Source organism: Enterococcus sp. (genome assembly GCF_032555305.1).
Taxonomy (GTDB): Bacteria; Bacillota; Bacilli; order Lactobacillales; family Enterococcaceae; genus Enterococcus_A.
Genome location: NZ_JAWGOQ010000008.1, coordinates 1 through 24,331 on the forward strand (window position 1 = coordinate 1; position 24,331 = coordinate 24,331).

Here is a 24,331-nt window from a genome sequence, read left to right on the forward strand (position 1 = left end):
ACTGGTGCAGGAGCGCCATCAACTACAGCTTTAGCTTCTTTCAAGCCTAAGCCAGTTGCTTCACGAACTGCTTTGATAACTTTAACTTTTTGATCGCCAACAGCTGTTAATTCAACAGTAAATTCTGTTTGTTCTTCAGCAGCTGGACCAGCAGCAGCGCCAGCAGCAGCTACAGGAGCAGCAGCAGTTACGCCAAATTCGTCTTCGATAGCTTTAACTAAGTCGTTTAATTCTAAGATTGTCGCGCCTTTAAGTTCTTCGACAATGTTTTCAATGTTCAATGCCATTTTAAATTTCCTCCGTTTAGGTAAGTTTTTTTGGTTTTTTATGTTATGCAGCGATTAAGCTACTTCTTCTTCTTTTTCTGCGACTGCTTTCACAGCGTAAGCCACGTTGCGGACTGGCGCTTGAAGGACAGATAATAGCATAGAAAGAAGTCCATCGCGGTTCGGTAGTTTTGCAAGAGCAGTAATTTCTTCGATAGAAGCTACTTTTCCTTCAATGATACCACCTTTGATTTCTAGTTTTTCAGCTGTTTTAGCGAACTCGTCGATAATTTTAGCTGGAGCAACTACATCCTCATTACTAAATGCAACAGCAGTAGGTCCTGAGAATACTTCTTCTAATCCGTTCAAACCAGCTTTTTCAGCGGCACGAACTAAGATAGAATTTTTGATAACTTTCATTTCAACATTAGCGTCGCGTAGTTGTTTACGTAATTCAGTCACTTGTTCTACTGTTAAACCACGGTAATCGACGATAACGGCTGAAGCTGCAGCGTTGAATTTTTCAGTGACTTCTTCAACGATAGCGGCTTTTTTAGCGATTGCTACTTCACTCATTATATGTTTCACCTCCTGATTTTGATGGGGAGAGTTTCTTGTGACGGGCACAAAAAAACTCCATGCCACCGCAGACATAGAGGGACTATTGAATGTTCTCAATAAACGTCCTCGGTAGGAAATTAAGACTCGCGTCACCTACTGTCTTCGGTACAGTTAATATTTAACCTCGACTAACTTACCATAGATAAGCTAGTCGAGTCAAGCACTTTTCTAAAATTAATTAGATAGCCGTTTGTTCAACATGGATACCAGGTCCAAATGTTGTTGTCATTGAAATGTTTTTGATGTATTGACCTTTAGCAGTTGCAGGTTTTGCTTTTACTAAAGTTTCGTTGATTGTGTTAAAGTTTTCAACCAATTTCGCATCGTCAAATGATACTTTACCGATTGGCACATGAACGTTACCAGCTTTATCAACACGGTACGTTACTTTACCAGCTTTAACTTCTTCAACTGCTTTTGTAACATCCATCGTTACAGTACCAGTTTTAGGGTTAGGCATTAAACCTTTTGGTCCAAGCACACGACCTAATTTACCAACTGTAGCCATCATGTCAGGTGTCGCAACAACAACGTCAAAGTCAAACCATCCGCCTTGGATTTTTGCAACCATGTCGTCGTCGCCAACGAAATCAGCGCCAGCAGCTTCTGCTTCTTTTGCTTTTTCGCCTTTCGCGAATACTAAAACAGTTTGTGTTTTACCAGTTCCGTTTGGAAGCACAACTGCTCCACGGATTTGTTGGTCTGCTTTTTTAGGGTCTACGTTCAATTTGTAAGCAACTTCAACCGTTGCGTCAAATTTCGCGAAGTTAATTTCTTTTGCTAATGCTACAGCTTCCGCAACAGGGTAAGCCTTAGTAGCGTCGATTTTTTTCAATGCATCTTGCATTTTTTTGCTCTTTTTAGCCATTTTGTTTCCTCCTTGATGTGGTTATAACGGTAGAACCTCCCACGTGTTCCGTATCTTTAGATAGGGAGCCAACTGAGAAGCTACTTTCTTGGGTCGTCGAGAATTATTCGACAGTGATACCCATGCTTCGTGCAGTTCCTTCAACCATGCGCATAGCTGACTCAACGTTAGCAGCGTTTAGGTCTTGCATTTTCAACTCAGCGATTTCTTTTACTTGATCGCTAGTAACTTTTGCAACTTTGTTTTTGTTTGGTTCGCCTGATCCTTTTTCGATCTTCGCTGCTTTTTTCAATAATACGGCAGCTGGCGGTGTTTTTGTGATGAATGTAAATGAACGGTCTTCATATACAGAAATCACCACTGGAATGATCAAACCTGCTTGATCAGCTGTACGAGCATTGAATTCTTTAGTGAATCCCATGATGTTGATACCCGCTTGACCTAGTGCAGGACCTACTGGGGGAGCTGGTGTTGCTTTCCCTGCAGGAATTTGCAGTTTAACTAATTTTTCTACTTTCTTTGCCACGAGACATACCTCCTTGAGTCCGTGATGTGGTTAATTGGAGATCAAAATTTCTCCTCCCACTTTAAAACCGTGTGCGTAAAGACACACTTTGGTATCATACCAGAATTCCTCAGCTAAATCAAGACGGAAATTACCTGTTCGAACTTTTCTGACAATAATAAAACGCTTCACAATCTCTTTAACTACTATGAGAATAACAAAATAAATTATTAATCTTCCTATTTTCAGAAAGCGTATATGTTACACTATGGTCGACTTGATGAGGATTTTCATCGGATAATTCAGGGAGGTATAAAATAATGGAAGTATTAAAATATCGCAGTGTTTTTGACATTATTGGTCCAGTAATGGTGGGCCCAAGCAGTTCGCATACTGCTGGAGCTGCTCGAATCGGGAAAGTTTGTCGCATGATTTTTGGGGAACGCCCCGATTCAGTCGAATTTGATCTTTATGAATCCTTTGCCAAAACCTACCGTGGGCACGGAACAGATATCGCCCTCGTTGGCGGTATTTTAGGGATGGAGCCAGATGACCCTCGTTTATCCGATTCACTGAAGATTGCTCACGAACAAGGAATGGAAGTTCTGTTTGTACCGAAAAAAGAAATATCTGACCACCCCAATACGGTTACCCTTCGAATGATTAAAGGTGATCTCGAGATGTCTATTACCGGGGTCTCAATTGGCGGCGGCAATATTCAAATCACTGAAATGAACGGCTACAGCATCTCACTTGGTATGGGCAATCCTACCTATATTATTATCAATAAAGACGTACCTGGCTTGCTCTCTCGGGTCTCCACGATTTTCATGAAACACGGGTTGAACATCGGAAAAGTTACGATGACACGAAAAACACGTGGTGAAAACGGCATCGTTCTGTTAGAGATCGATGATACCCCGGACGATCCAGAAGGCTTACGACAAGAGATCAAACGTGAAGACGATGTACTGAGTGTCACTTATTTCAAATAGTATAGGAGGAATTGTCATGTTTTACTCAATCCAGGAGCTTGTAGAGCAAGCAAAGGATTATCCAACAGTTGGCGAATTAATGATCGCGACAGAAATGGAATTAACCGATCGTACACGTGAAGAAATCATTGCGTTGATGGAACGCAATTTAGAAGTAATGGAAAGCTCAATCGAAGAAGGCATTCAAGGAGTGACTTCTGTAACGAAAATAACTGGCGGCGATGCCAAACGTATGAATGACTACATCGAAAGCGGCAAATTCATGAGCGGCGATACGATTTTGAAAGCCGTGCGTAACGGGATTGCAGTCAATGAAGTCAATGCTAAGATGGGTTTAGTTTGTGCCACCCCTACTGCTGGTAGCGCCGGCGTATTGCCGGGTGTATTGATGGCTGCCCGTGAAAAACTAGAATTAACCCATGAACAGCAAATTGATTTCCTATTTACTGCTGGCGCATTTGGTTTAGTGATGGCAAACAACGCCTCAATTTCTGGTGCGGAAGGCGGCTGTCAAGCTGAGGTCGGTTCTGCCAGCGCGATGTCAGCGGCAGCTCTAGTTACTGCAAACGGCGGTACGCCAGAAATGGCTGCCAACGCGCTTGCAATTACCCTAAAAAATGTGATGGGGCTAATCTGTGATCCCGTCGCTGGTTTAGTGGAAGTACCCTGTGTGAAACGAAATGCGATGGGCGCTTCGCAAGCCTTTATCTCCGCGGATATGGCGTTAGCCGGAATCCGCAGTGTCATCCCGCCCGATGAAGTCGTTGAAGCGATGTACAAAGTTGGTCGGGCAATGCCGCAAATCTTCAAGGAAACAGCAGAAGGCGGAGTGGCTACGACACCAACGGGTTTACGTCTGCAAAAACAAGTCTTTGGCGAACCAGAGAAAGCGACCGTTTAAACAGAATAAAAGCAGCTGATGTCGAATCAGCTGCTTTTTCTATTTCATCAAACCCTCATGAATTTTATCCAAATTCCATTTCATCATACTATAGTAACTATCTCCTGTTTCACCTATTTTCGCTAAAGAATCCGTAAATAGATCACTATAGATTGATAAGTCGACCTCTTTTGACAATCGTTCCATACTGCGCTCATCTACACTTGTTTCAACAAATAACGAAGGTACTTTAGATGCGCGGACTTTTTCAACGATTTGTTTCATTTGCTCTGGTGTTCCTTGACTTTCTGTATTGATTTCCCAGATATACGCCGCTGTTAAATCATAGGCTTTGGAAAAATACTTAAAGGCTCCCTCACTGGTCACTAATAACTTTTTCTCATCAGGAATATCAGCGAATTCCTTTTTCGCTGAAGTATCCAACTCTTCCAGCTTTTTGATATACGCTTCCGCATTTTTCTCGTAGTTTGTTTGATTGTCAGGATCATTTTCGCTCAAAACAACTTGAATCTGCTTCACATATAAAATACCGTTAGAAATATCCAGCCAAGCATGAGGGTCTTCCTGTTTGTTATTGCTAGTTAAATGAATCGGTGTCACCTCTTTGCTGACAGAGAAATAATCTTCGTTTTCCTTTTTCTTAGCTGTCTCCATCAGCTTATCAAACCAACCATTACCGGTTTCTAAATTCAAGCCATTATAGAAAATAATCTCCGCTTCACTCGCTTTTTTGATATCTTCCGGCAACGGTTCGTATTCATGGGGATCTGTTCCAACTGGCACAATACTATGCACACTCACTTGATCCTTACCAACTTCTTTGACCATATCTGCGATGATCGAATTTGTCGCCACGACGGATAATTTTTCTGAGTCTCCCGCTTCGCTATTGGCATTGTTCTTGGTTCCACAGCCTGCTAGGAACAATAATCCGATGATCCCTGCAAAAAGTATTTTTTTATGCTTCATATGCTCGTTCCTTTCGTAATTGTTGAATCAATCCTTTGCTAGGTGAAAAAAGAAAAGCTGCGATGAAAAAGATTGCTGCTGTCATCACGATTGTTGCACCAGAAGGAAGATTATAGCTATAACTGAAATACAAACCGATAATCGCACTTAATACACCAAATAAAGTAGACAAACCCACCATTACAGGAAGCTTATTTGTTAACTGATAGGCTGTAGCAGCCGGGGTAATCAGCATCGCAATAACCAAAATCGTTCCAACCGTTTGTAGAGATGTAACTGCAACTAACGTCAGTAGAAACATCAAACCATAATTGATCAAGCTAATATTCCAACCATAGGACTGCGCCATTGTCGGAGCAAAAGAGGTTAATTTCAACTGTTTATAAAAAATCCCTACTGCCAAAACAACTATTACCATGACGATTGCTGTTAGATACATATCTGAATCCCTTACTGCCAGCACATTTCCAAACAGAATGTGGTAAAGGTCGGTAGCACTTCTAGCAAAAGAGATCAGAATAATTCCTAGTGCAAAAAAGGAGCTAAAAACAATTCCGATAGCAGTATCATTTTTTAACCTTGTATGTTTTCCGACAAAGCCAATCAATGCTGCTGAGAAAATCCCAAAAATGGTCGCCCCAATAATGTAACTACTGCCTAGCATGTATGATATCGCTACACCTGGTAAAACAGCATGGGAAATGGCGTCGCCCATCAAGGACATTCCTCGTAAAATAATAAATGAGCCAATGATCCCTGCTGAAATTCCTACCATGATTGAAGTGATCAAGGCATTTTGTAAAAATTGATAGTCGATTAATCCTTTAAAGAATTCATGTAGCAAAGTCTGCACCCCCAATTCTTAGCATTTTCGTAATTTCACTGCCATAGGTTTTCTCCATATTTTTTGTCGTATACGTGTACTCAACCGGTCCTGAGGCGATCAGTCCTTTGTTCAACAGAATCACTTCATCAAAATAATCGGTGACCTTATGCAAATCATGATGGACAATCACGATTGATTTTCCTTCATCACGTAATTCTTTCAATAATTCAATGATGATCTTCTCGCTGGTTGCATCAATTCCAGCAAACGGCTCATCCAATAGAATCCATTCTGCTTTTTGTGCCAATGCTCGTGCTATGAAGACACGTTGAAGCTGCCCACCAGACAATTCGCTGATTTGACGATCAGCATATTCTGTTAAGCCTACTTTTTCTAAACACACATGGGTAAAAGCTTTTTCTTTTTTTCCTGGCCGTTGGAACATCGTTAAATGCGGATATGTTCCGAACAATACCACTCCGAAAACATCAATAGGGAAGCTTAAATCAATATCTTGTCGCTGCTCCACATAAGCAATCTTCTTTCTTTGTTTTGCTAACGGTTGATCACCATACGAAATTTTTCCTGACCGGATGTTCACTAGCTCTAAGATTCCCTTCATCAAGGTAGATTTTCCGGCTCCATTCGGACCTACGATTCCCGTTAATTTTCCAGGTACTAGTTCCAAATCAACCTGTCGCAAAGCGATTTTCCCACGATAAGCAACAGATAAATTTTCTATCCTAATCCTATTCATAGTTATCCCTTCTTTCTATTTTAGGTTCACCTAAATATTATATACATGATAAACGAAAAAGAAAGCGTACGCAAGAAAAATGGTCAAAAAAAAAACTACATCAAGAAACTGAGTTTCTTGATGTAGTCTTTGAAAACTTATTATGCATTATGAAGTTTGGTGTTTTTAACTTCTTCAATTGTTTTTGTTCCTGCAAGCTGCATCGTGATAGACAATTCTTTGTTCAAATGGTCAAAGACAGATTTCACGCCTTCTGCTCCGCCAAGGTTCAAGCCGTAAATCACTGGACGGCCGATAGCAACTAAGTCAGCACCGCTGGCTAATGCTTTAAAGACATGTTCGCCGCGACGTACACCACTATCAAAGACGATTGGTACACGTTTGTTTACGACACCGGCAATTAATGGCAATACATCGAATGATGCGGGGCCACCATCTAATTGACGACCACCATGATTTGAGATCCAGATACCATCCGCACCAGCTGCGATTGCAACTTCGGCGTCTTCAGGTGATTGGATTCCCTTAACAAAAACAGGCAAGTTTGTTAGATCCTTGATTTTCTTGATATCTTCAGGAACTAAACCTTGTTTCGCTGCCGCATAAATTTCAGCGATCCCTTTTCCTTCACCGTCACCGCTAGCACTTTGTGCACTATAAGCAGCTAGGTTAGGCATGGGTAGCGGAAATTGGAAGTTGTTGATAATATCTTCTTCACGGTAACCACCAAGTGTCGAGTCTGCAGTTAAAATAATTGCTTTCGCTCCAGCCTTAACGGCTTTATCCAAGATAAACTCATTAAAACCATCGTCTTTGCTCATATACAATTGGAAAAACTGTGGCGCATTTGGTGCAGCAGCGGCTGCATCTTCAATCGTTGTATTTGCATAGGTACTTATAGAGAATATTGAACCAGCATCAGCGACACCTTTAGCTGTATCCGCTTCGCCTTTTTCATGAGCCAATCCTTGCGCAGCAGATGGGGCTTGAATGATCGGTGTTGCAAGATCAATGTCCCAAAGCTCTGTGCTTAAATCGGCATGATCGATTCCGCGTAGGACCCGCGGCATAATTGTCTTATTATTAAATGAAGTAGTGTTTTCCTTCATTGTCCATTCATCTTCAGAACCGCCGCGAATATAACCAAACGCACCTTTTTCCATACGTTCTTTCACGCGTCCTTCAAGTGAAGCGATATTTACAATTTCAATTGGATGTTCTTCGTTACTTGCTTGATAAGTCATGATAAATCCTTCTTTCTTTTGAATACATGAGTTATCTTAATACTCTTACAAAAAGTAAGCAAGCAATTTGTCTTCTCATTTCCACAAGAAGTTTGCAACAACTTTATCAACTTCTAGATTCTCGTGTAATTGGCTGTGCTGCGCATTTGGTCCAGTGAAGATTTGATAACTGATTGGATTCCCGTGAGCTTTCAAAAGCGAATAGGTCGCTAACGCACTATTAAGTGGGACCGTTCCGTCCGTTGCAGTATCAGCATTTAATTTCCCTGCTAACAATAGTATCGGCAGTTTATTCGGTACATTTTTTATGCCATTGTTATAATCCATATATCTGCTGGCTTGTACATCCGGACCATTGTTCAACACATCATCAATTGATTCAGACGATTCGGTAAAGTCATTAAATGGTGTACCAACCGAGATAAATTTTTTGATCGTCGACGCGTCAGTAGGCTGCCCGTAAGTCGTCAAGTAACGTAAAGAACTGACTCCGCCCATTGAATGACCTACTAGGTTCACTTGATCAACACCCTGCTGCTTCAAATATTTTAGAACACCATAGATCCATTCCGTTTGATTCCATTCAGTATCCTTATTCGCTGTGAACAATACTTGGATACTTGGGTTGTCCTTTGTTTTGCTTAGCTGTCCATCAACCTTCAATGTCCCATCCGACTGTACCGTGATCAGCATTTCTTTCTTGGTCTTTCCTTCATTAGTCAATCGTTGAAGCATCCCGCCGAAGGAATTGATAGTACCACCATATCCGTGAATAAAAATCGTTGGAACATCACTTTTCGAATAGGCGTCCTTGATCTTCTTTTTGGCTACCGCTGAGACCGATGTTTTTCCCGAGTCCTTCGTTTGGTTATTTCCACAGCCGGCAAGTAAAAAGACTGTCATCATTGCAAAAATACTTAAAAAAACTTTTTTCATCCCTTTTAACTCCTCTTTGCTATCTACCTGATATTTCTTTTTACTATAGTTACAAACCTGCCACAACTCAACTGAAAGGCCATAACTTTGGGGAAATTTAGCAAAAAAAAGCCGAGACAACTTGTCCCAGCTTAACTACTTAAATTTTGTCGACTTGATCGAAGTCCAATTCTGTACTTGTTTCACGGCCAAACATATCAATGTTGGCTTTGATTTTCGCACGCTCTTCGTCGATCTCAGTAATCACACCTTCAAGACCCGCAAACGCGCCTTCGATGATCTTCACTGTTTCGCCGACTTCCACTTCAAGATCATTCTGACGGGTACTCATACCCAACGAACGCAAGATGTGGTTGATTTCCTCTGGCATCAATGGCGCTGGTTTACTTCCGGCACCGTGGGACCCAACGAATCCTGTTACACCTGGTGTATTACGAACAACGTACCAAGAGTCATCAGTCATGACCATTTCCACTAACACATATCCTGGGAAGGTTTTGTGGACGATTTCTTTTTCCTTACCGCCTTTAACTTCCGTTTCCGTTTCTTCCGGGACAACTACGCGGAAAATATAGTCTTCCATCCGCATACTTTGTGCACGTGATTCGATGTTTGCCTTTACTTTGTTTTCATAGCCGGAATAAGTATGCAGCACATACCATTGTTTTTCAAAAGATTCCATTTTTGCCATCGGCTCCTCGTTCTAAAATAAAAAAACCTCAGTGCTCCCAAGGTTTTTTCTCTCAAATAGTATAACATGCTTTTTTTGAATTGGCTACTAGCGAATGATCAAATTGATCAATGCTTGAATCCCTGTATCCATGATGAAAAACATCAAAGCAAAAATAATTGCTGTTTCGATTACGACTAGCGAATCATGACGCAATTGTTTTTTTGAAGGCCAAGTAACTAGCTTCATTTCTTCTCTGACACTACGTAAAAAGTTCAATTGATTATCCCCCTCATTTGATTATTTTGTTTCTTTATGTATCGTGTACTGATTACAATGTTTGCAAAACTTATTAATCTCTAAACGCTCTCCGCGTTTGCCTTCACTCACTGATTTTGTGTAGTTTCTCGAACCACAGACAGTGCAGGCCAGAGCCGCTTTCTTTGTTGCCATAGCGATCTACTCCTAATTCTTAAATATATTAAAAATGAATTTGACGTTCATGCCGTATACCGTAAGCTGCTAATCTGAGAAAAGCAGAGCTGGTAACCTCGCAAAGTCACATAGTTACATTATCATCTATCCTTTTGCCTGTCAATCTTACATCCCAACAATAAACTTTTCTTCAACTGTCGATTCTTGAATGTGAATTGTTTCTAAAATAAATTTCTTTATCAGATAGAATATGATAATATGATGAAAGAATGAATAGCTTTATTGGAGGGTTATTGGATGTTATTAAAAAGTCTCGTTTATCCCAAAGAGAATTTGACGACGATCAATGAATCGACGAAATTGCAAGAGGCATTGGATATACTTGAAGGCACTGGCTTTCGTTGTGTTCCAATCCTTGATGAGAGCGATCAAATTTTCCGAGGCAATATTTACAAGATGCACATTTACCGGCACAAAGCAAACGGCGGTGACATGAATCTGCCTGTCACTCACTTGCTGAAAAACGCAACAAAATTTATTTCGCTCGACACTTCATTTTTTAAAATCTTTTTTACGATTAAAGAATTGCCATATATTACTGTCTTAGATGAAGATCATCATTTTTATGGTATCTTGACCCATAGTACCTTGTTAAATATGTTGTCACAATCTTGGAATATCCAAACCGGTAGTTATGTGATCACAGTCGTTTCGACCGGCAAGCGCGGTGACTTAGCCGCTATGGCAAAAATTATTTCGAAATTTACGACGATCGCTAGCTGCATCACGTTAGATGTTGGTAAAGATTTCAAGGGACGCCGCACTCTGTTCACTTTACCTGCTGGTGTAGATGAAAACAAAATGAATCAAATTATTGATCATCTTGAACGCAAGCATTTCGAGATTCAAGAAGTTGAAGCATTATCCATGCAAGACTGATCTATCAATAGAAATGGCGATCCTGAAATTCAGGACCGCCATTTATTTATATTTGCTTTGCAAATTGCAAACGTGTATTTAAATAGTACATAATCGGTGCTGAGATCGTCATAATGATTGCTTCACTCAACGCTGTCCAGCCATAAGTTGGCCAAAAAGGTAATTGTGCGGTTAAATTCAACATCAAAGCAATTAGAAACATGCTGGCACTGAAAAATACCACATTCAAAGCTAATCGAACTTTCGTATTCTGTATGACATTTTGTAAAACGGCCGTTAAGGTTAACGCCAACAACGTTTGTCCGCCACCGAAGACCACATCGAGCCAGCCCATGCCAAAGATCGCATTGTAGATAACGACTCCGCCGAAGATCCCCCATAGATATTTTCGATTAAATACGACTAAATGATTCAAACTTTCTGAGATGCGAAACTGAATCGCACCGGATGCTACAGGTGAAACTAAGATCGTCAGCGCCAAATAAAGCGCCATGATGATCCCGTTGGTCACTACAACAGTGACACGCTTTCTTTCTACCATATTCATAATTGTCCTTCTTTCTCCGAGTTTTTTTAAAGCGGGATGGTTGATGAACCGCTGTAAACCTTTTACAGCATACTTTTTTTCAGATTGTAAGTCAACTCTTGAAGTCAGCAAAAACAGTTGGTTAAAATTGAATTTTTCTAGCTTCGGGTGATACAATCAGCTTGAAGGAAAGGTGATTGGCTATGCTAGGCATTGACAATGAATTGGAACAGTTGTACAAAAAGGCACAGCAGGATGGCGAAGCTGTGCTCAAAGATCGTTGGACAGCAGGAAACTACGGCTGTTGCAGTACCCGCGCTCCATTAGTAGAAAAATATAGGATTGAACACACCGATACACATAGCTCGCTTTATCTCTGGGGCACAAAAGTGGTAGTGGTCGACCACGATAAACAAACAGCTCGTGTGAACGAAGCCTACAAAGCCTCGAATTACGACAAGAAAATCATCGACTGGTTTATTCAGCAAGCTCGAAAATCATAACTGATTCGCTCGAGGACCTTCTCAATAAAACGAGAAGGCTTTTTTTGACTCTAGGATTAATAAAAAATCAATCAATTTTCTACAGTTCCTTTCATTACTCTGTTATAATCAGTTTTTGAAAGGATCGAGGACATGAATCTTCATTATCATATTTTAATTAATCCCGCTGCCGGCAGCGGCAACGCGGCGAAAACAGCAGAAAAAATTATCCAGTTGCTTGATGACGGCGACTATACATACACTCCGTATTACACAGAGAAACCTGGCGACGAAAAAGAAATCGTCGATCGACTAGCCGACTTGTTAAGCCCTTGGTCGGAAAGCTGCGAAAAGGACCACGTCGATAATTCATTTCATCTGTTAGTGGTAATCGGCGGTGATGGTACACTCCATCAAGTCGTCAATGAATTTTACGCGTTGGATGTCCAGCTTCCGGTCAGCTATATTCCTGCTGGTTCAGGGAACGACTTTGCTCGCGGTATTGGATTGTCTCGCGACCCGGAGAAAGCCTTTGAACAGATCACTTCAGCATTGAAGCCGCAACCGATCAACGTCTTTCACTATGAAGAAAAGATTCGGGAGGAACAAGGCGTCATTCTAAATAATGTCGGAATCGGCTTGGATGCTCTGATCGTTGCAACAACGAACGCTTCGACTTCAAAAAAAGTCTTGAACAAGTACCATTTAGGCTCAGCTTCGTATGCCCTTTATCTGGTGAAAGCGATCTTTACTCAAAAGACCTTTCCGATTCTGGTGGAATTAAACGGTCAGACGCTTAGCTTCGAACGGACTTTTTTATGTACAACGACAAATATCCCTTATTTTGGTGGCGGCGTGGCGATCGCACCAATGGCTGATCCGAAAAAGGACACGATTGATCTCGTTGTCGTAGAAAAACCAAACATGCTGGCAATTCTGCGTTTCTTGCTTCAGCTATTACGGAAGAAACATATTGAGAACAAACATTACAGACATTTTACCAGCAGCAAAATTCGGATCGTCTCGGTAGTTCCGCAGCACGGTCAGGCGGATGGCGAGGACATGGGGGAACGTTCCTTTGACATGAACTTCTCCACTGGCACACAATACATTTGGTATGCAGACAAAAGGACTGAGAAATAAATCCGCGGATTTATTTCTCAGTCCTTTTTACATAAACATAGCAGGAGTAACGTTTTCCATTCCAATCATTGGATCAATCACTTGAGCGGTGATCATTTTTGGTGTCAAAATTGTCGGCTCATTTGCTGCTTTTGCGATTGGCTTAACTTTTTCTTCTACTGCTTTAAACGGTTCTTCTTTTGGTTTTGCTGGAGCGTCTTTGGCATCCTTCATGATTCGTTCAATCAGGGTGGTTTTTCGAACTGCTGATTCACGAGTGACACAGGCTTGGAAGGCTTCTTCCTCACCTAGCAGGATCAATAAATCCTTGCTTCGGGTCACGGCTGTATATAGAAGATTGCGCTGCAGCATCCGCGAATATTGCTTGACCATCGGCAGGAGCACCATTTTGAACTCGCTCCCCTGTGATTTATGGATCGAACAACAATAGGAAAGTTTGATCTTATTCCATTCCGTCCGCTTGTAGCTGACTTCATTGCTGTCGAACTGAATGACTAGTTCATCGACTTTATCCTCAGATTCCTTTGCTGGAATGATTCCGACAATGATGCCCATATCGCCATTGAAGACATTCAGCTCTGGATTGTTAACCAATTGTAAGACTTTGTCCCCAATTCGATAAACCACATCATTCCATTGCACTTCTTTTTTTCGCCCATCATTAGGATTAAAAATTTCTTGCATCATTTTATTGATGGCATCGATTCCGGCTGGCCCGCGATACATCGGTGCTAGAACTTGAACATCTTGAGCAGTAAAGCCTTTTTTCTTCGCCCGTTCAACGACTTGTTTGATGACCTCTTCCATTTGAAAAGCATGACAGGCAATAAAGGATCGATCTTGCTGATTTTTACGAAAATCCTGCGGCAGCTTGCCGTCTTTGATTTCATGTGCTAAAGGAATGATCGATGACCCATCGCCTTGACGATAAATGTCCGTCAACTCCATCTTCGGGATATCTTCAATCTGCAGCAAGTCATGAAAAACTTGTCCCGGTCCAACTGATGGCAGCTGATCCTTATCTCCCACGAAAATCACTTGCATGTTATTCGGGATCGCCTTCAGCAACGTATTAGCTAACCAAGTATCTACCATCGACATCTCATCAACAATTAGTAATCCGCCATCTAGCTCTTTGGCATCAATATCCGGTGTATCGTCATTAGCATTCAATCCAAGCAATCGGTGGATTGTGCTTGCCGGCAGTCCGGTCGTCTCATTCATGCGCTTCGCCGCACGTCCAGTCGGTGCTGATAAGAGGATCGGGAAAACTGCCTGAGTGTAATCTTTCGGATCTAGCGATAGATCATTCAACTCAGCAAATAATTTGACGATCCCATTGATGACAGTGGTCTTTCCTGTTCCGGGACCACCCGTCAAAATAAACAGCGGCGAACGGATCGCTTCCTTGATTGCTTGATCCTGTGAATCGCCATAAGTGATCTTCAACTGCTTTTCAATGATTCGCAAGTTTTTATCAATGGCTTTCTGGGAATAATTGATCTCTTTTTTTCGTGCTAGCAAGCGCTCGATTGATGAAGCGATCCCCCACTCACTGAAGTACAAGGTATTCTCGTAAATCTTAGTCGCTTCTTGCTGAATTTTTTCTTCTTCAACTAATTGGATGATCATGTTTGCAATCTGATCTGGCGCGATCTCCACTGGTCGTGTCGTTTCCAATAGCTGCAAGACCTCTGTCAATAGCTGCTGCGCCTCTACATAGGTATCGCCGCTTTGATTGGCATCTTCATTGACTTGATGAAAAATCGCTGCCCGAATCCGCTGCGGGCTATCCGCCGCAATTCCTAATTGCTCCGCTAAGCTATCGGCCTTTTTAAAGCCGATTCCCTCGATATCCTCCACCAGCTGGTAAGGATTCTCCGCGATCACTTCCAATGCTTCATTACGATAGGTTTGAAAGATCGCAAACGAAAGCTGACTACCAAAACCATAGCGGCTTAAACCAACGATGATCTGCTCCATGCCGTGATTTTGCCGAATCGTCTCTACGATCACCTTTTGCTTCTTCACATTTAAATTCGGAACCTTGGCCAGTATATCGGGATTTTCCATAATTTGATCAATGGCTTCTTCCCCTAGAGTGTCGATAATATTCTCCGCGGTCTTTTTTCCAATTCCAGGGAATTTCTCACTCGAAAGATAATTGATCAAACCATTGGCCGAAGTCGGATGTGCCTGTTCATAGCTTTCAACTAGAAACTGTTTACCGTAACGAGGATGATCAACAAAATGTCCGAAAAAGCGATAATCTTCATCTTCTTGCACATCGCCGAAACTTCCTGTTACAACGATTTCCTGTTCGAGAAAATCGCTATTGGTCTCGCTGACCTTGATTAACAAGACTTTATAGAAATTACTGGGATTCTGAAAGAAAATCGCCTTTAATGTTCCTACAATGTATAGCTGTTCCTCTGACATTTTGCTCACCCCTTCTGTCTTCTATAGTAATGAATCCGGTTTTGAACCAGTACCTTCTAAAAAACTGACATCATTCCATTGAAGCATTCGATACGGTGGTTTACTGCCGTCTGCTTCTAAAATCGTCAAGCTATTGTTGAATAGGCCACCCATCTCTCGTAATTCTGCTAATGGTTTTCCGGTTAGCGCCTGAATTGCTGCTGTCAATGCAGCACCATGTCCGACAAAAAGAAGCGGACCTTCTTTGGCTTCCGCCACCGCTTTTTCTACCAGATCATTGATGCGTTTAAGCATGTCTTCGATTTTTTCACCCTCAAATGGGGTTGGATCATAAAGCTCTAGGTGATGACGTAAGTTGACCATATCTTTTGGATAACGTTCTTCAATTACTGGGATCAATTGACCTTCCAAAGTCCCTAAACCTAGCTCTCGTAAATCTTCCGAACGAATGATTTCTGTCGGTTGCGCCAATTGCTTATTAATGCCTTCTGCTGTTAAATAAGCTCGCTTTAATGTACTTGTGTAGATTTTTTCAAACGGAATATCTCTTAATTCTTTTCCTAAAGCCTTGATTGCCTCCAGACTCTCCGGCAGCAATGGGGAATCCCCCATCATACCTTGAAATCGTTTCTCTTGATTCCAACGCGTTTTTCCATGACGAGTAAAATAAAGTTTCATAAAAATCCCTTTCCAAGTCCGTATTATCTAGTCTAACTTATCGTTTTCATAATGATGAGTCAATTCCAAATTAGGAAAACTTTGTTGGCGCAGCGCTTCATAAACAACCAAAGCAACCGTGTTGGATAGATTCAACGATCGAACATGCTCATCATTCATGGGGATACGCAAGCATTTGTCTTCATTTTCCCGCATGAATTCTTCTGGTAGACCAGTCGTTTCTTTCCCAAACATAAAGAAATGATCAGCGTCATCAGTATAATCGATCTCAGAATAGGTCGCATTGGCGAACTTTGTGATTAAATGCAATTGCCGATCTCCTAAGTATTCAAGAAAAGCAGCTAAATCTTTGTGATAAGTGATATTCACATCATTCCAATAGTCCAGACCCGCCCGCTTTAAGTGCTTGTCGTCCGTCGAGAATCCCAACGGTTCGATCAAATGCAGCGGTGAATTTGTCGCCGCACAGGTTCTTGCGATATTTCCCGTATTTGCAGGAATTTGTGGTTCAAATAATACGATATGATTTGTCATAATAGTTTCCTTCAATCTAATTTTAGTATTTAATTCAGTAAAGCTATTCGCTGCTAATTCTATACCAGAAACGTATTACCTACAGCAGCTAGCTCACAAGCAAAGAAATCATTTTTCCCAAGACTGGAAAAATGAATTGTCTTTCGTACGCATATCATTCTGCTAAACTGCTCGTAAAAAAATAAGTCATTCAAATCTAGTATCCTTATCGAAATCAGTCATACTGCAAAAAGCAGAACTGACAAAAAAAACGTACCAACTCGGTGTCTAGCACGGCGAGTCGCTACGTTAGTGAAGCACTTTTCACTAACTTTTATCAGAACAGGAACCTGATAAAAACCAATGAAAAACAACTTGTTTGTACTATAACATCACGAAGTCACAAATGCAACCTTCTGTTTTCAGGAATTTGAATGAAAGCGTATTCTCTAATGACCTTTTAATATTTCGACATCGACCGTTATTTTCTTCAAAGGATTTTCTGCTAGTCCCGCCTTTACTTCCGGTGAAACCTGCCATTCCAATGGTGACATTTCCAGCAGATCCAAACGGTTTTCTTCCGGTATCTCAAAGGTATAAGTAATGCGTTCACGATGATCAATTTCTAGCTCTTCTGTGAAACGTTGAATTACTGCTTCATTGGAATAAGCTTCGCCATCAGGATGATAGGTTGCCCGCAGCTCTTGCAAATAGCCAGATTGTGGAACCACTTTGACCACACAACCATCTGGCTTCATGACGCGTTTAAACTCTCGGTACTGCGAAGGAGAGAAAATGTTTAATATCGTATCGAAGGATTGATCTGCAAACGGCAGGTTCGTCAAATCAGCGACACACCAAAAAGCGTCGAAGGGTTGATTACTGGCTAAATAGATGCCTTCCTTAGCGATATCAAAACCAATATTTACCGAATTTGTCTTCAATTGATTGATTTGCTGCAAGAAACTGCCCTCGCCGCAGCCAACATCTAAAAGGTTTCCCGTCTGCATGAGATCTGCGATTTTTTCAATTACAGGCTGATACATCCCAGAACGGATCATTCGTCCCCGGGGAGCGAACATTTCCTTGTCATACTCGGTTTTTATTTGATGATCTAAAAAGTAAAGCGTGCCTTTTTTCGCTAGATCAAAACGATGTCCGTTCACACAGACTAAACTTTTTTCTTTCTGACTCATTTTCTGATGACAGTTGGGACAACGGAACAACTCCTGCTGCTTAGCTAAAAATAAAGCGCCCCGATCAATTTTTTTAAGCATCTTTTCACCTCTTTTTTGCTATCCTATCATAGCATAGTTCTTTTATTTCTACTATCATCGAGATATGCTAAACTATACGTCGAGGTCATCAATTTTTCTAAAAAATTTTCTTATAAAACTGGAGGATGTACTCATGATTAAAGAATTTTGTGCGGAAAACTATACCGACATTCCAAAAGCGATTCAGGCTGGTGCAGGACGGATCGAATTATGTGACAACTTAGCTGTTGGCGGGACAACACCAAGCATGGGCGTGATTGAAGAAGCATTGTCGTATGCTGGCGAGAAACATGTACCGATCATGACCATGATCCGACCACGAGGCGGGAATTTTGTCTATAACGATATCGAATTGAAGATTATGGAGAACGATTTAATTCATGCCAAAAATGCGGGAACTGATGGTGTTGTATTTGGTTGTCTGACCGAAGACAATGAGGTTGATGAAGAAGCGCTGGAAATGCTGATAGGCAACAGTGAAGGGTTATTAACGACCTTCCACATGGCATTTGATGAGCTTTCTAACGAAGAACAATTCAAAACCATTGATTGGTTTGCAAAATTGGGCATCGACCGCATTCTAACTCACGGTGGCCCCTTATCAACTTCGATTGACGAAAACCTTCCGCATCTTAAAGAATTGATTGATTACGCGGCTGGTCGTATCATCATTTTACCTGGCGGCGGGATCAATGAGGAAAATGCAGAACGAATCGCTGAAGCATTAGGCGTCAACGAACTTCACGGCACTAAGATCGTTAAGTTTTAACCATAAGGACGGCTAATTCGTATTAAAGAATTAACTTTTTCAAAAACCGAAAAAGTTAGACTCGCAAAGGCTCTGAAACAGTGATCATACAATCGCTGTTTCAGAGCCTTATTTTATGCTAAGTTCTCACCATTCGTGGCAATCACTTCTTTATACCAATAGAAGGAATCTTTACGTGAACGTTTCAATGTGCCCTGGCCTTTATCGTCTTGATCGACGTAAATAAAGCCATAACGTTTAGACATTTCACTGGTACTTGCACTGATCAAATCAATACAACCCCATGGTGTATAGCCCATCAATTCGACACCTTCATCAATTGCCTTAGCCATTTCTGTAATATGATCCCGCAAATAATCAATGCGATAATCGTCATGAATTTTGCCATCTTCGGCAACAACATCCTTTGCGCCTAAGCCATTTTCAACGATGAATAGTGGAATTTGATAGCGGTCATATAATTTATGCAGCGTGATCCGCAAGCCGACTGGATCAATTTGCCAACCCCAATCACTTGCGGCTAGATAAGGATTTTTCTTCGATCCTAAAAGATTACCCGCCGTTTCTTCTCCAGACACATCATGAGAAGCGATATTGCTCATATAGTAGCTGAAGGACATATAGTCCACTGTTCCCTGCTTCAAGATTTCATCGTCATCTGCTTCTTTTTTGATGGTAATGTCATGATCACGGAAGAATTTATCCATGTAGCGCGGATAATAACCACGAATCTGTACATCTGAATAAAACAAGTTTACATGGTCGGCCTCCACACTCTCCATTACGTCTAGCGGATTAGAGGTTTCCGGGTATGATTCTTGACGCGCCAGCATGCAGCCGATTTGCGCATCTGGCAGCATTTCATGACAGGCCTTAACGGTTAAGGCACTGGCGATAAACTGATGATGCGCTGCCTGAAACTGTGCCTGCAGCATATTTTCGGTTTTATCCGCTAAAAGCCCGCCACTCAAATAACCGGTCATTCCGATAATATTAATTTCATTAAAGGTCAACCAATACTTGACCTTCCCCTGATAACGCTTAAATAATACTTTGGCATAACGAACGAAATCATCGATCGTCTCACGGCTTTCCCAACCATTCCGTGTTAACGCCAAGTTCAAGGGAAACTCATAGTGAGAGATCGTCACTAGTGGTTCGATGCCATATTTTAAACACTCGTCAAATAGCTCATCGTAAAAAGCCAATCCTGCTTCATTTGGTTCTAAATCATCGCCGTTTGGAAAAATTCGCGGCCAAGAAATTGATAAGCGGAACGTCTTAAAGCCCATTTCAGCAAACAATGCAATATCTTCTTTATAATGGTGATAAGCATCGATCCCGTAGCGTTTCGGATAAATCCCCTCTGTATCTTTCATGGCAGCTTCAACTTTTTCGGTCGTCATTGGTTGTAAAATTGAGAAGCTTTTTTTATCAGGATTATCTGTATAAAGTGCTGTATCCGCAGTAGACCAGCCTTTTCCATCCTCTAAAAAGGCACCTTCCCATTGATTTGCGGCGACTGCGCCACCCCACAAAAAGTTTTTTGGAAATTTAGTCATCTTCTCATCCTTTCTGAACGAATAGTGTATAATTATCATTACTCATTTAGTGTAGCATAAAGCAGTGCGACGCCAATTTCGCTTTTGTGCTGCCATTTTCTTTTTTGCTTTTCATTTTCATAAACCCGAAAATGAACTCTCACAATATATTTCTAAAGGAGCATCCATATGTCCACTATCTTTGACTTTTTCAATTATTTAAATAGACACGATCCAGATAAAACCTATGCAAAAATCATTACCTATCTGCTTACTCACCAAAAGGAAGTCCAGAAGCTGACAATCTCGCAAATTGCCGAACGCTGCTTTGTTTCACCTGCTACCTTGACCCGTTTTTGTCAAGCGTTCAATATTCCTTCATTTTCTAGTTTGCGAGAACTGCTAAACACCAACGAACAAATGAAAAGCTACAATTCGTTACGAATGAAGGAGTCCGACTTCCGACAATTACAAGATCGCCCCGACGCCTTTTTAGCAGACTACGCCGCAGAGATCACACTCGCTCTGCAGGATATTCTCAAAACGATTGATTATCCCGCAGTCGATAAACTACTTAAAAAAATTCAGCAGGCGGACAAGGTGATTTTTATTGGCTATACTACTACGTTGGAGCTTGCACGAAATATGCAGACTGCTTTCATCGCTTCAAATAAACTGACCAATGTTCCCGAAACAGAAGAGCTGCAAAAGCAGGCAATCAAACAAGCAGACGAGAACAGCGTGATTCTTGTTCTTTCCTCCTATGGATCGATTTTGAATAGCCATGTCGAGCTAATCACACAAATCAGTAACTGCCCCGCTTATTCAATCCTAATCACTCAACATACCCAGAATCTGATCACGAATCTCTTAGATCAGGTTTTAAATGTGACAAGCACTAATTATGTGCAGATCGGTAACTACCCATTAGAGTTTTTCTGTGACTATCTCGTTCGTCGATATGCCAGCCTAAACGAAAAAAGAAAATGACTCGTATGACATCATACGGATCATTTTCTTTTTTCTTTGATAAAATTAGTGAACTTGAACACCCATTTATTCGTTTTAAAGCGTAGACGTACAGGGTATCTTCCCGTCTTATAATCTCTGATCTGACGATGTCGTTCAGGATAAACATTCAATGGCAGATTGTGGAGATCAAAGAAATTGAAGGCCACATAATCCTGCGACTCCATTCTACTTTGCGAGACCGTTTCTTGAACCTTATAAACATAGGTGATCTCATCGCGAAACTCTTTCGTATAAATCCCGATTAAATCTTCGATTCTACTGTCAAAGGAAAGCTGCTCCTTAATCAAACGCCGGATTCCCTCGCGTTCATTTTCATTCGGCAGAAGGTCGCCCCCAGGCAAATCCCAAACAGGCATCCCCGGCCGTCGGACTAATAGAATCAATCCGTTACGGATAATAATGGCATAAGCTTTTTTCAAAATTTTCTCACTACTTTCAGCATATGTCTTTTCCTACTCAATTGTTTATTGCCCGATGAAGCGATCCATAAAGAGACTGGCGATATTGAAATAAATCAATACACTAGTCAGATCACTCAAGGTAGTAATGAAGGGCCCGCTGGCAACTGCCGGATCAAAACCGATTCTTTCCATCACCATCGGTATCAAACTTCCTGCTAAATTCGCCACAGTAATCGCCGCCATCATCGCAGTTCCGATTACAAAACCTAAAACAAAATTATGTTTCCAAATACCCACAATAATAAAGATTGTTACGCCCGTCACCAGACCTGTTACTAGCCCCGTTAAGATTTCACCAATGATCAGCTTGCCGAAACTCTTATCATTATCGTCAGAAATCGCTAACCGCCGAACAGCAACGGCCAATGATTGCGTGCCGGCATTCCCCGCAGTACCTGTAATCAAAGAAATAAATACCGCTAAGATACTTGCTTTACTGACGAGTGCTTCGTAATGATTGATCAACGTCGCTGTCGTCATACCAAGAAACAGCAAAGTAATCAGCCAAGGCAAGCGACGTGAAGCTGCTTTGACAGGATTTTCATCGACTTCTTCAACGTTGACCCCGGCTAAACCAGAGTAGTCGCTGGCTGCCTCATCATCGATTACGTCAATGATATCATCGACCGTCACGATTCCCAACAAGTGGTCATCATAATCGGTTACTGGCAATGCCAAGAAGTCATAATCACGGAACGTTTGGGCGACATCTTCTTGGTCATCTCCTACATGAACAGAAATCACCCGTTCACTCATCACATCAGAGACCATCGCGTCATCATCATTAATGATTAAATCACGCAGCGAGATTACGCCAACCAATTGATTGTCATCGTTTACTACATAAGTATAATAGATTGTCTCGGCAATTTGGGCTTCTTTTTTCAAAACATACATGGCTGAACGCATCGTTTGATTCGCAACGAGCGAAACATACTCGGTCGTCATCAACGATCCAGCTGTATCATCTTCATAATGAAGCAGTTCGCGAATCTCATTGGCGTGTTCAGAATCCATCAGACTCAAGTACTTCGCCACTGGCTTTTTATCCAGCTCATTTAGTAAATCCACCGCGTTATCCGTATACATCTCGGATAACATATCAGCAGCATATTGCGGACGCATCTCATTCAGATATTCATCCATATGCTCATCGTCTTCTTCAATAACGTCAAACATATCTGCCAATTCTTTTGGTGATAGATAAGAATAAACGAGCTGCCGCTCTTCTTGATTCAAAGATTGATAAAATTGCCCCTGATCATAGAAATGCAAGTCCAAAAAATGATCACGAAACGCCTGTATATCATTCTGATCCAGTTCCTCCCGTAATTGTTGGAAATGTATTTCTAGCTCCTCTTGGTTTTCATCCATCAATCTCACCTACTTCACGTTAATGTATTAATTTTTTCAAGGAAAAAAATTAGTCTTATTTTCAGCACGGATATCATTCTACTAAACTTCCTGAATTTGATAATTCTAAATTTCTAGTAACTCTCTCACATGGATAATCACTGCGAAAAGTAGAACTGGCAACCTCCCTCAGGATTATGAATTTTTTTCTTAGAGAAAAATTAGTTCTATTTTCAGCACGGATACTATTCTACTTAATGCAAATATCCATCATAGAGTCGCATCCTTTAAATCATTTCGGCTATCTTCGCCATATCCTCGGCTAGCGGAAGTTCAAAGGATAGACGCTCGTCATTGAAAGGATGGGGAAATGATAAGGAATAGCAATGCAATGCCTGCCGCGCGATTCCCAGATCCATCGCGCCTTCATAAAGTTCGTCACCCAATAATGGACAACCGATTGCCGAAAAATGTACCCGAATTTGATGGGTTCGTCCGGTATGTAATTGGATATCGACTAACGCACAATTCTGGTTTCGTTTTTTCATCCAGTATTCCGTCTCGGCTTTTTGACCCGTTTCGATCACTTGACGCTTCAATAAGGAAGACAGGTCGCGCCCAATTGGTAACGAAATATTTCCGTGGTCCTGCAAAGTCTCTACTTCTCCGGAAACCAAAGCTTGATATTTTTTAATAAACAGCTTTTGCTGCAGGCTTTGATCCAATTTTGCATGGGCGAAGCCGTGCTTTGCAAAGAGCATCAGACCGGAAGTATCGCGATCCAAGCGGGTAACGACATGCACCACCTGGTTCGCGTAGCCTTGCGCCACATAATAGGCCTTGACTCGATTCGCCATCGTCCCCCGCGGATGATACTGCGCCGGAATCGAGGCGATTCCCGCTGGTTTATTTACAACTAAAAGGTGCTCGTCCTCGAAAACAATCTCGATTGGAACATCATCTGCTAGCAATGTTTCATGGGGTTCCTCGTCTGGAATCACAACAGTTACAATATCATGGGTATTTAAAGAAAACAAGACGTTTTGTTCTGTCTCGTTCACTAAAATTTTTCCGCCATGAAATTTGATTTTCGCCAACAATTTCTTTGAGATTCCTTGACGCTTTAGAAAAGTCCGTACAAGCGAGCTGGTCGGCTCTTGATAAGTCCATTTAAATTCCACAAAA

28 protein-coding genes and 1 other annotated feature are annotated in these 24,331 nt (G+C 41.5%); of the genes, 7 read left to right on the top strand and 21 right to left on the bottom strand.

Annotated elements, in window-relative coordinates; genetic code table 11:
* The 4 genes from rplL to rplK all read right to left on the bottom strand — a co-directional run.
* Positions 1–287, bottom strand: a 287-nt coding sequence (rplL, locus tag E6139_RS07640) for a 50S ribosomal protein L7/L12 (protein ID WP_316402466.1), incomplete at its 3' end; no start/stop codon positions are given.
* A gap of 54 nt (positions 288–341) precedes the next feature.
* Positions 342–842, bottom strand: a complete 501-nt coding sequence (gene rplJ, locus E6139_RS07645; RefSeq protein ID WP_316402467.1) for a 50S ribosomal protein L10 — start codon at positions 840–842, stop codon at positions 342–344.
* 43 nt (positions 843–885) lie between these two features.
* Positions 886–1,011, bottom strand: a sequence feature (ribosomal protein L10 leader region).
* Between the two features lie 54 nt (positions 1,012–1,065).
* Positions 1,066–1,755, bottom strand: a complete 690-nt coding sequence (gene rplA / locus E6139_RS07650; protein ID WP_010781346.1) for a 50S ribosomal protein L1 — start codon at positions 1,753–1,755, stop codon at positions 1,066–1,068.
* 103 nt (positions 1,756–1,858) lie between these two features.
* Positions 1,859–2,281: a 50S ribosomal protein L11 gene (gene rplK / locus E6139_RS07655; protein ID WP_010739820.1), complete on the bottom strand. Its 423-nt coding sequence runs from the start codon at positions 2,279–2,281 to the stop codon at positions 1,859–1,861.
* A 299-nt stretch (positions 2,282–2,580) separates the two neighbouring features.
* On the opposite strand from rplK, the gene sdaAB reads away from it, so the two are divergent.
* A complete protein-coding gene (gene sdaAB, locus E6139_RS07660) occupies positions 2,581–3,255 on the top strand; it encodes an L-serine ammonia-lyase, iron-sulfur-dependent subunit beta (protein ID WP_316402468.1) in 675 nt (224 codons plus the stop codon).
* A 16-nt stretch (positions 3,256–3,271) separates the two neighbouring features.
* On the top strand, positions 3,272–4,156 hold the full coding sequence (sdaAA, locus tag E6139_RS07665; RefSeq protein ID WP_316402469.1) for an L-serine ammonia-lyase, iron-sulfur-dependent, subunit alpha: 885 nt from the start codon (positions 3,272–3,274) through the stop codon (positions 4,154–4,156).
* 39 nt (positions 4,157–4,195) lie between these two features.
* On the opposite strand, the gene E6139_RS07670 is transcribed toward sdaAA, so the two are convergent.
* The 8 genes from E6139_RS07670 to rpmG all read right to left on the bottom strand — a co-directional run bounded on the left by E6139_RS07670 (position 4,196) and on the right by rpmG (position 10,011).
* Complete coding sequence (locus E6139_RS07670; protein WP_316402470.1) at positions 4,196–5,125, bottom strand: metal ABC transporter substrate-binding protein; 930 nt, start codon at positions 5,123–5,125, stop codon at positions 4,196–4,198.
* On the bottom strand, positions 5,115–5,969 hold the full coding sequence (locus E6139_RS07675) for a metal ABC transporter permease (RefSeq protein WP_316402471.1): 855 nt from the start codon (positions 5,967–5,969) through the stop codon (positions 5,115–5,117). Before E6139_RS07675 ends, E6139_RS07670 begins: the two co-directional genes overlap by 11 nt.
* Positions 5,959–6,708, bottom strand: a complete 750-nt coding sequence (locus E6139_RS07680) for a metal ABC transporter ATP-binding protein (RefSeq protein WP_316402472.1) — start codon at positions 6,706–6,708, stop codon at positions 5,959–5,961. The genes E6139_RS07675 and E6139_RS07680 overlap by 11 nt, the downstream gene beginning before the upstream one ends.
* 140 nt (positions 6,709–6,848) lie before the next feature.
* Entirely contained in the window at positions 6,849–7,952 is a 1,104-nt protein-coding gene (locus tag E6139_RS07685) for a lactate oxidase (RefSeq protein ID WP_316402473.1), read from the bottom strand.
* Between the two features lie 75 nt (positions 7,953–8,027).
* Positions 8,028–8,888, bottom strand: coding sequence for an alpha/beta fold hydrolase (locus E6139_RS07690; RefSeq protein ID WP_316402474.1), 861 nt, complete (start codon positions 8,886–8,888; stop codon positions 8,028–8,030).
* A gap of 139 nt (positions 8,889–9,027) precedes the next feature.
* Positions 9,028–9,570 (bottom strand): transcription termination/antitermination protein NusG, encoded by a 543-nt coding sequence (nusG, locus tag E6139_RS07695; RefSeq protein WP_316402600.1) that lies wholly within the window; start codon positions 9,568–9,570, stop codon positions 9,028–9,030.
* 96 nt (positions 9,571–9,666) lie between these two features.
* On the bottom strand, positions 9,667–9,837 hold the full coding sequence (gene secE / locus E6139_RS07700; protein ID WP_316402475.1) for a preprotein translocase subunit SecE: 171 nt from the start codon (positions 9,835–9,837) through the stop codon (positions 9,667–9,669).
* A 21-nt stretch (positions 9,838–9,858) separates the two neighbouring features.
* Positions 9,859–10,011 carry a 50S ribosomal protein L33 gene (gene rpmG, locus E6139_RS07705; RefSeq protein WP_010739830.1) on the bottom strand — a complete coding sequence of 51 codons (153 nt, stop codon included), beginning with the start codon at positions 10,009–10,011 and terminating at the stop codon, positions 9,859–9,861.
* Positions 10,012–10,290: 279 nt separating this feature from the next.
* On the opposite strand from rpmG, the gene cbpA reads away from it, so the two are divergent.
* Complete coding sequence (gene cbpA, locus E6139_RS07710) at positions 10,291–10,932, top strand: cyclic di-AMP binding protein CbpA (RefSeq protein ID WP_316402476.1); 642 nt, start codon at positions 10,291–10,293, stop codon at positions 10,930–10,932.
* A 46-nt stretch (positions 10,933–10,978) separates the two neighbouring features.
* On the opposite strand, the gene E6139_RS07715 is transcribed toward cbpA, so the two are convergent.
* Complete coding sequence (locus E6139_RS07715) at positions 10,979–11,482, bottom strand: QueT transporter family protein (RefSeq protein WP_410470516.1); 504 nt, start codon at positions 11,480–11,482, stop codon at positions 10,979–10,981.
* Between the two features lie 179 nt (positions 11,483–11,661).
* On the opposite strand from E6139_RS07715, the gene E6139_RS07720 reads away from it, so the two are divergent.
* Positions 11,662–11,961: a hypothetical protein gene (locus tag E6139_RS07720; protein WP_316402478.1), complete on the top strand. Its 300-nt coding sequence runs from the start codon at positions 11,662–11,664 to the stop codon at positions 11,959–11,961.
* A gap of 132 nt (positions 11,962–12,093) precedes the next feature.
* Positions 12,094–13,083, top strand: a complete 990-nt coding sequence (locus tag E6139_RS07725; RefSeq protein WP_316402479.1) for a diacylglycerol/lipid kinase family protein — start codon at positions 12,094–12,096, stop codon at positions 13,081–13,083.
* 27 nt (positions 13,084–13,110) lie between these two features.
* On the opposite strand, the gene E6139_RS07730 is transcribed toward E6139_RS07725, so the two are convergent.
* From E6139_RS07730 to E6139_RS07745, 4 genes are all read right to left on the bottom strand, one after another.
* Entirely contained in the window at positions 13,111–15,522 is a 2,412-nt protein-coding gene (locus tag E6139_RS07730; RefSeq protein ID WP_316402480.1) for an ATP-dependent RecD-like DNA helicase, read from the bottom strand.
* Positions 15,523–15,543: 21 nt separating this feature from the next.
* A complete protein-coding gene (locus E6139_RS07735) occupies positions 15,544–16,200 on the bottom strand; it encodes a histidine phosphatase family protein (protein ID WP_316402481.1) in 657 nt (218 codons plus the stop codon).
* A gap of 27 nt (positions 16,201–16,227) precedes the next feature.
* Positions 16,228–16,734, bottom strand: a complete 507-nt coding sequence (gene trmL, locus E6139_RS07740; RefSeq protein WP_316402482.1) for a tRNA (uridine(34)/cytosine(34)/5-carboxymethylaminomethyluridine(34)-2'-O)-methyltransferase TrmL — start codon at positions 16,732–16,734, stop codon at positions 16,228–16,230.
* Between the two features lie 428 nt (positions 16,735–17,162).
* Positions 17,163–17,990: a putative RNA methyltransferase gene (locus E6139_RS07745; RefSeq protein WP_316402483.1), complete on the bottom strand. Its 828-nt coding sequence runs from the start codon at positions 17,988–17,990 to the stop codon at positions 17,163–17,165.
* Positions 17,991–18,123: 133 nt separating this feature from the next.
* Between E6139_RS07745 and E6139_RS07750 the strand changes: the two genes are divergently transcribed.
* Positions 18,124–18,759 (top strand): copper homeostasis protein CutC, encoded by a 636-nt coding sequence (locus tag E6139_RS07750; protein ID WP_316402484.1) that lies wholly within the window; start codon positions 18,124–18,126, stop codon positions 18,757–18,759.
* A 113-nt stretch (positions 18,760–18,872) separates the two neighbouring features.
* On the opposite strand, the gene E6139_RS07755 is transcribed toward E6139_RS07750, so the two are convergent.
* Positions 18,873–20,321 carry a 6-phospho-beta-glucosidase gene (locus E6139_RS07755; protein ID WP_316402485.1) on the bottom strand — a complete coding sequence of 483 codons (1,449 nt, stop codon included), beginning with the start codon at positions 20,319–20,321 and terminating at the stop codon, positions 18,873–18,875.
* Positions 20,322–20,489: 168 nt separating this feature from the next.
* Here E6139_RS07755 and E6139_RS07760 point away from each other — a divergent pair, with 168 nt between their 5' ends.
* The gene (locus E6139_RS07760; protein ID WP_316402486.1) at positions 20,490–21,290 is read left to right on the top strand and encodes a MurR/RpiR family transcriptional regulator; all 801 of its coding nucleotides are present in this window, start codon (positions 20,490–20,492) and stop codon (positions 21,288–21,290) included.
* Between the two features lie 20 nt (positions 21,291–21,310).
* Here the strand turns inward: E6139_RS07760 and E6139_RS07765 are convergent, their stop codons facing one another.
* The 3 genes from E6139_RS07765 to E6139_RS07775 all read right to left on the bottom strand — a co-directional run bounded on the left by E6139_RS07765 (position 21,311) and on the right by E6139_RS07775 (position 24,327).
* On the bottom strand, positions 21,311–21,751 hold the full coding sequence (locus E6139_RS07765) for an NUDIX hydrolase (RefSeq protein ID WP_316402487.1): 441 nt from the start codon (positions 21,749–21,751) through the stop codon (positions 21,311–21,313).
* Between the two features lie 45 nt (positions 21,752–21,796).
* Complete coding sequence (mgtE, locus tag E6139_RS07770) at positions 21,797–23,167, bottom strand: magnesium transporter (protein ID WP_316402488.1); 1,371 nt, start codon at positions 23,165–23,167, stop codon at positions 21,797–21,799.
* A 266-nt stretch (positions 23,168–23,433) separates the two neighbouring features.
* Positions 23,434–24,327 carry an RluA family pseudouridine synthase gene (locus E6139_RS07775; RefSeq protein ID WP_316402489.1) on the bottom strand — a complete coding sequence of 298 codons (894 nt, stop codon included), beginning with the start codon at positions 24,325–24,327 and terminating at the stop codon, positions 23,434–23,436.
* Positions 24,328–24,331: the final 4 nt, after the last annotated feature.

What these genes read in the sequence shown, in the direction of transcription:
- rplJ (WP_316402467.1), bottom strand. Translation starts at nt 842, where the DNA reads ATGAGTGAAGTAGCAATCGCTAAAAAAGCCGCTATCGTTGAAGAAGTC.
- rplA (WP_010781346.1), bottom strand. Translation starts at nt 1,755, where the DNA reads ATGGCTAAAAAGAGCAAAAAAATGCAAGATGCATTGAAAAAAATCGAC.
- sdaAB (WP_316402468.1), top strand. Translation starts at nt 2,581, where the DNA reads ATGGAAGTATTAAAATATCGCAGTGTTTTTGACATTATTGGTCCAGTA.
- sdaAA (WP_316402469.1), top strand. Translation starts at nt 3,272, where the DNA reads ATGTTTTACTCAATCCAGGAGCTTGTAGAGCAAGCAAAGGATTATCCA.
- E6139_RS07670 (WP_316402470.1), bottom strand. Translation starts at nt 5,125, where the DNA reads ATGAAGCATAAAAAAATACTTTTTGCAGGGATCATCGGATTATTGTTC.
- E6139_RS07680 (WP_316402472.1), bottom strand. Translation starts at nt 6,708, where the DNA reads ATGAATAGGATTAGGATAGAAAATTTATCTGTTGCTTATCGTGGGAAA.
- E6139_RS07685 (WP_316402473.1), bottom strand. Translation starts at nt 7,952, where the DNA reads ATGACTTATCAAGCAAGTAACGAAGAACATCCAATTGAAATTGTAAAT.
- E6139_RS07690 (WP_316402474.1), bottom strand. Translation starts at nt 8,888, where the DNA reads ATGAAAAAAGTTTTTTTAAGTATTTTTGCAATGATGACAGTCTTTTTA.
- nusG (WP_316402600.1), bottom strand. Translation starts at nt 9,570, where the DNA reads ATGGAATCTTTTGAAAAACAATGGTATGTGCTGCATACTTATTCCGGC.
- rpmG (WP_010739830.1), bottom strand. Translation starts at nt 10,011, where the DNA reads ATGGCAACAAAGAAAGCGGCTCTGGCCTGCACTGTCTGTGGTTCGAGA.
- cbpA (WP_316402476.1), top strand. Translation starts at nt 10,291, where the DNA reads ATGTTATTAAAAAGTCTCGTTTATCCCAAAGAGAATTTGACGACGATC.
- E6139_RS07720 (WP_316402478.1), top strand. Translation starts at nt 11,662, where the DNA reads ATGCTAGGCATTGACAATGAATTGGAACAGTTGTACAAAAAGGCACAG.
- E6139_RS07725 (WP_316402479.1), top strand. Translation starts at nt 12,094, where the DNA reads ATGAATCTTCATTATCATATTTTAATTAATCCCGCTGCCGGCAGCGGC.
- E6139_RS07730 (WP_316402480.1), bottom strand. Translation starts at nt 15,522, where the DNA reads ATGTCAGAGGAACAGCTATACATTGTAGGAACATTAAAGGCGATTTTC.
- E6139_RS07735 (WP_316402481.1), bottom strand. Translation starts at nt 16,200, where the DNA reads ATGAAACTTTATTTTACTCGTCATGGAAAAACGCGTTGGAATCAAGAG.
- trmL (WP_316402482.1), bottom strand. Translation starts at nt 16,734, where the DNA reads ATGACAAATCATATCGTATTATTTGAACCACAAATTCCTGCAAATACG.
- E6139_RS07745 (WP_316402483.1), bottom strand. Translation starts at nt 17,990, where the DNA reads ATGCTTAAAAAAATTGATCGGGGCGCTTTATTTTTAGCTAAGCAGCAG.
- E6139_RS07750 (WP_316402484.1), top strand. Translation starts at nt 18,124, where the DNA reads ATGATTAAAGAATTTTGTGCGGAAAACTATACCGACATTCCAAAAGCG.
- E6139_RS07755 (WP_316402485.1), bottom strand. Translation starts at nt 20,321, where the DNA reads ATGACTAAATTTCCAAAAAACTTTTTGTGGGGTGGCGCAGTCGCCGCA.
- E6139_RS07760 (WP_316402486.1), top strand. Translation starts at nt 20,490, where the DNA reads ATGTCCACTATCTTTGACTTTTTCAATTATTTAAATAGACACGATCCA.
- mgtE (WP_316402488.1), bottom strand. Translation starts at nt 23,167, where the DNA reads ATGGATGAAAACCAAGAGGAGCTAGAAATACATTTCCAACAATTACGG.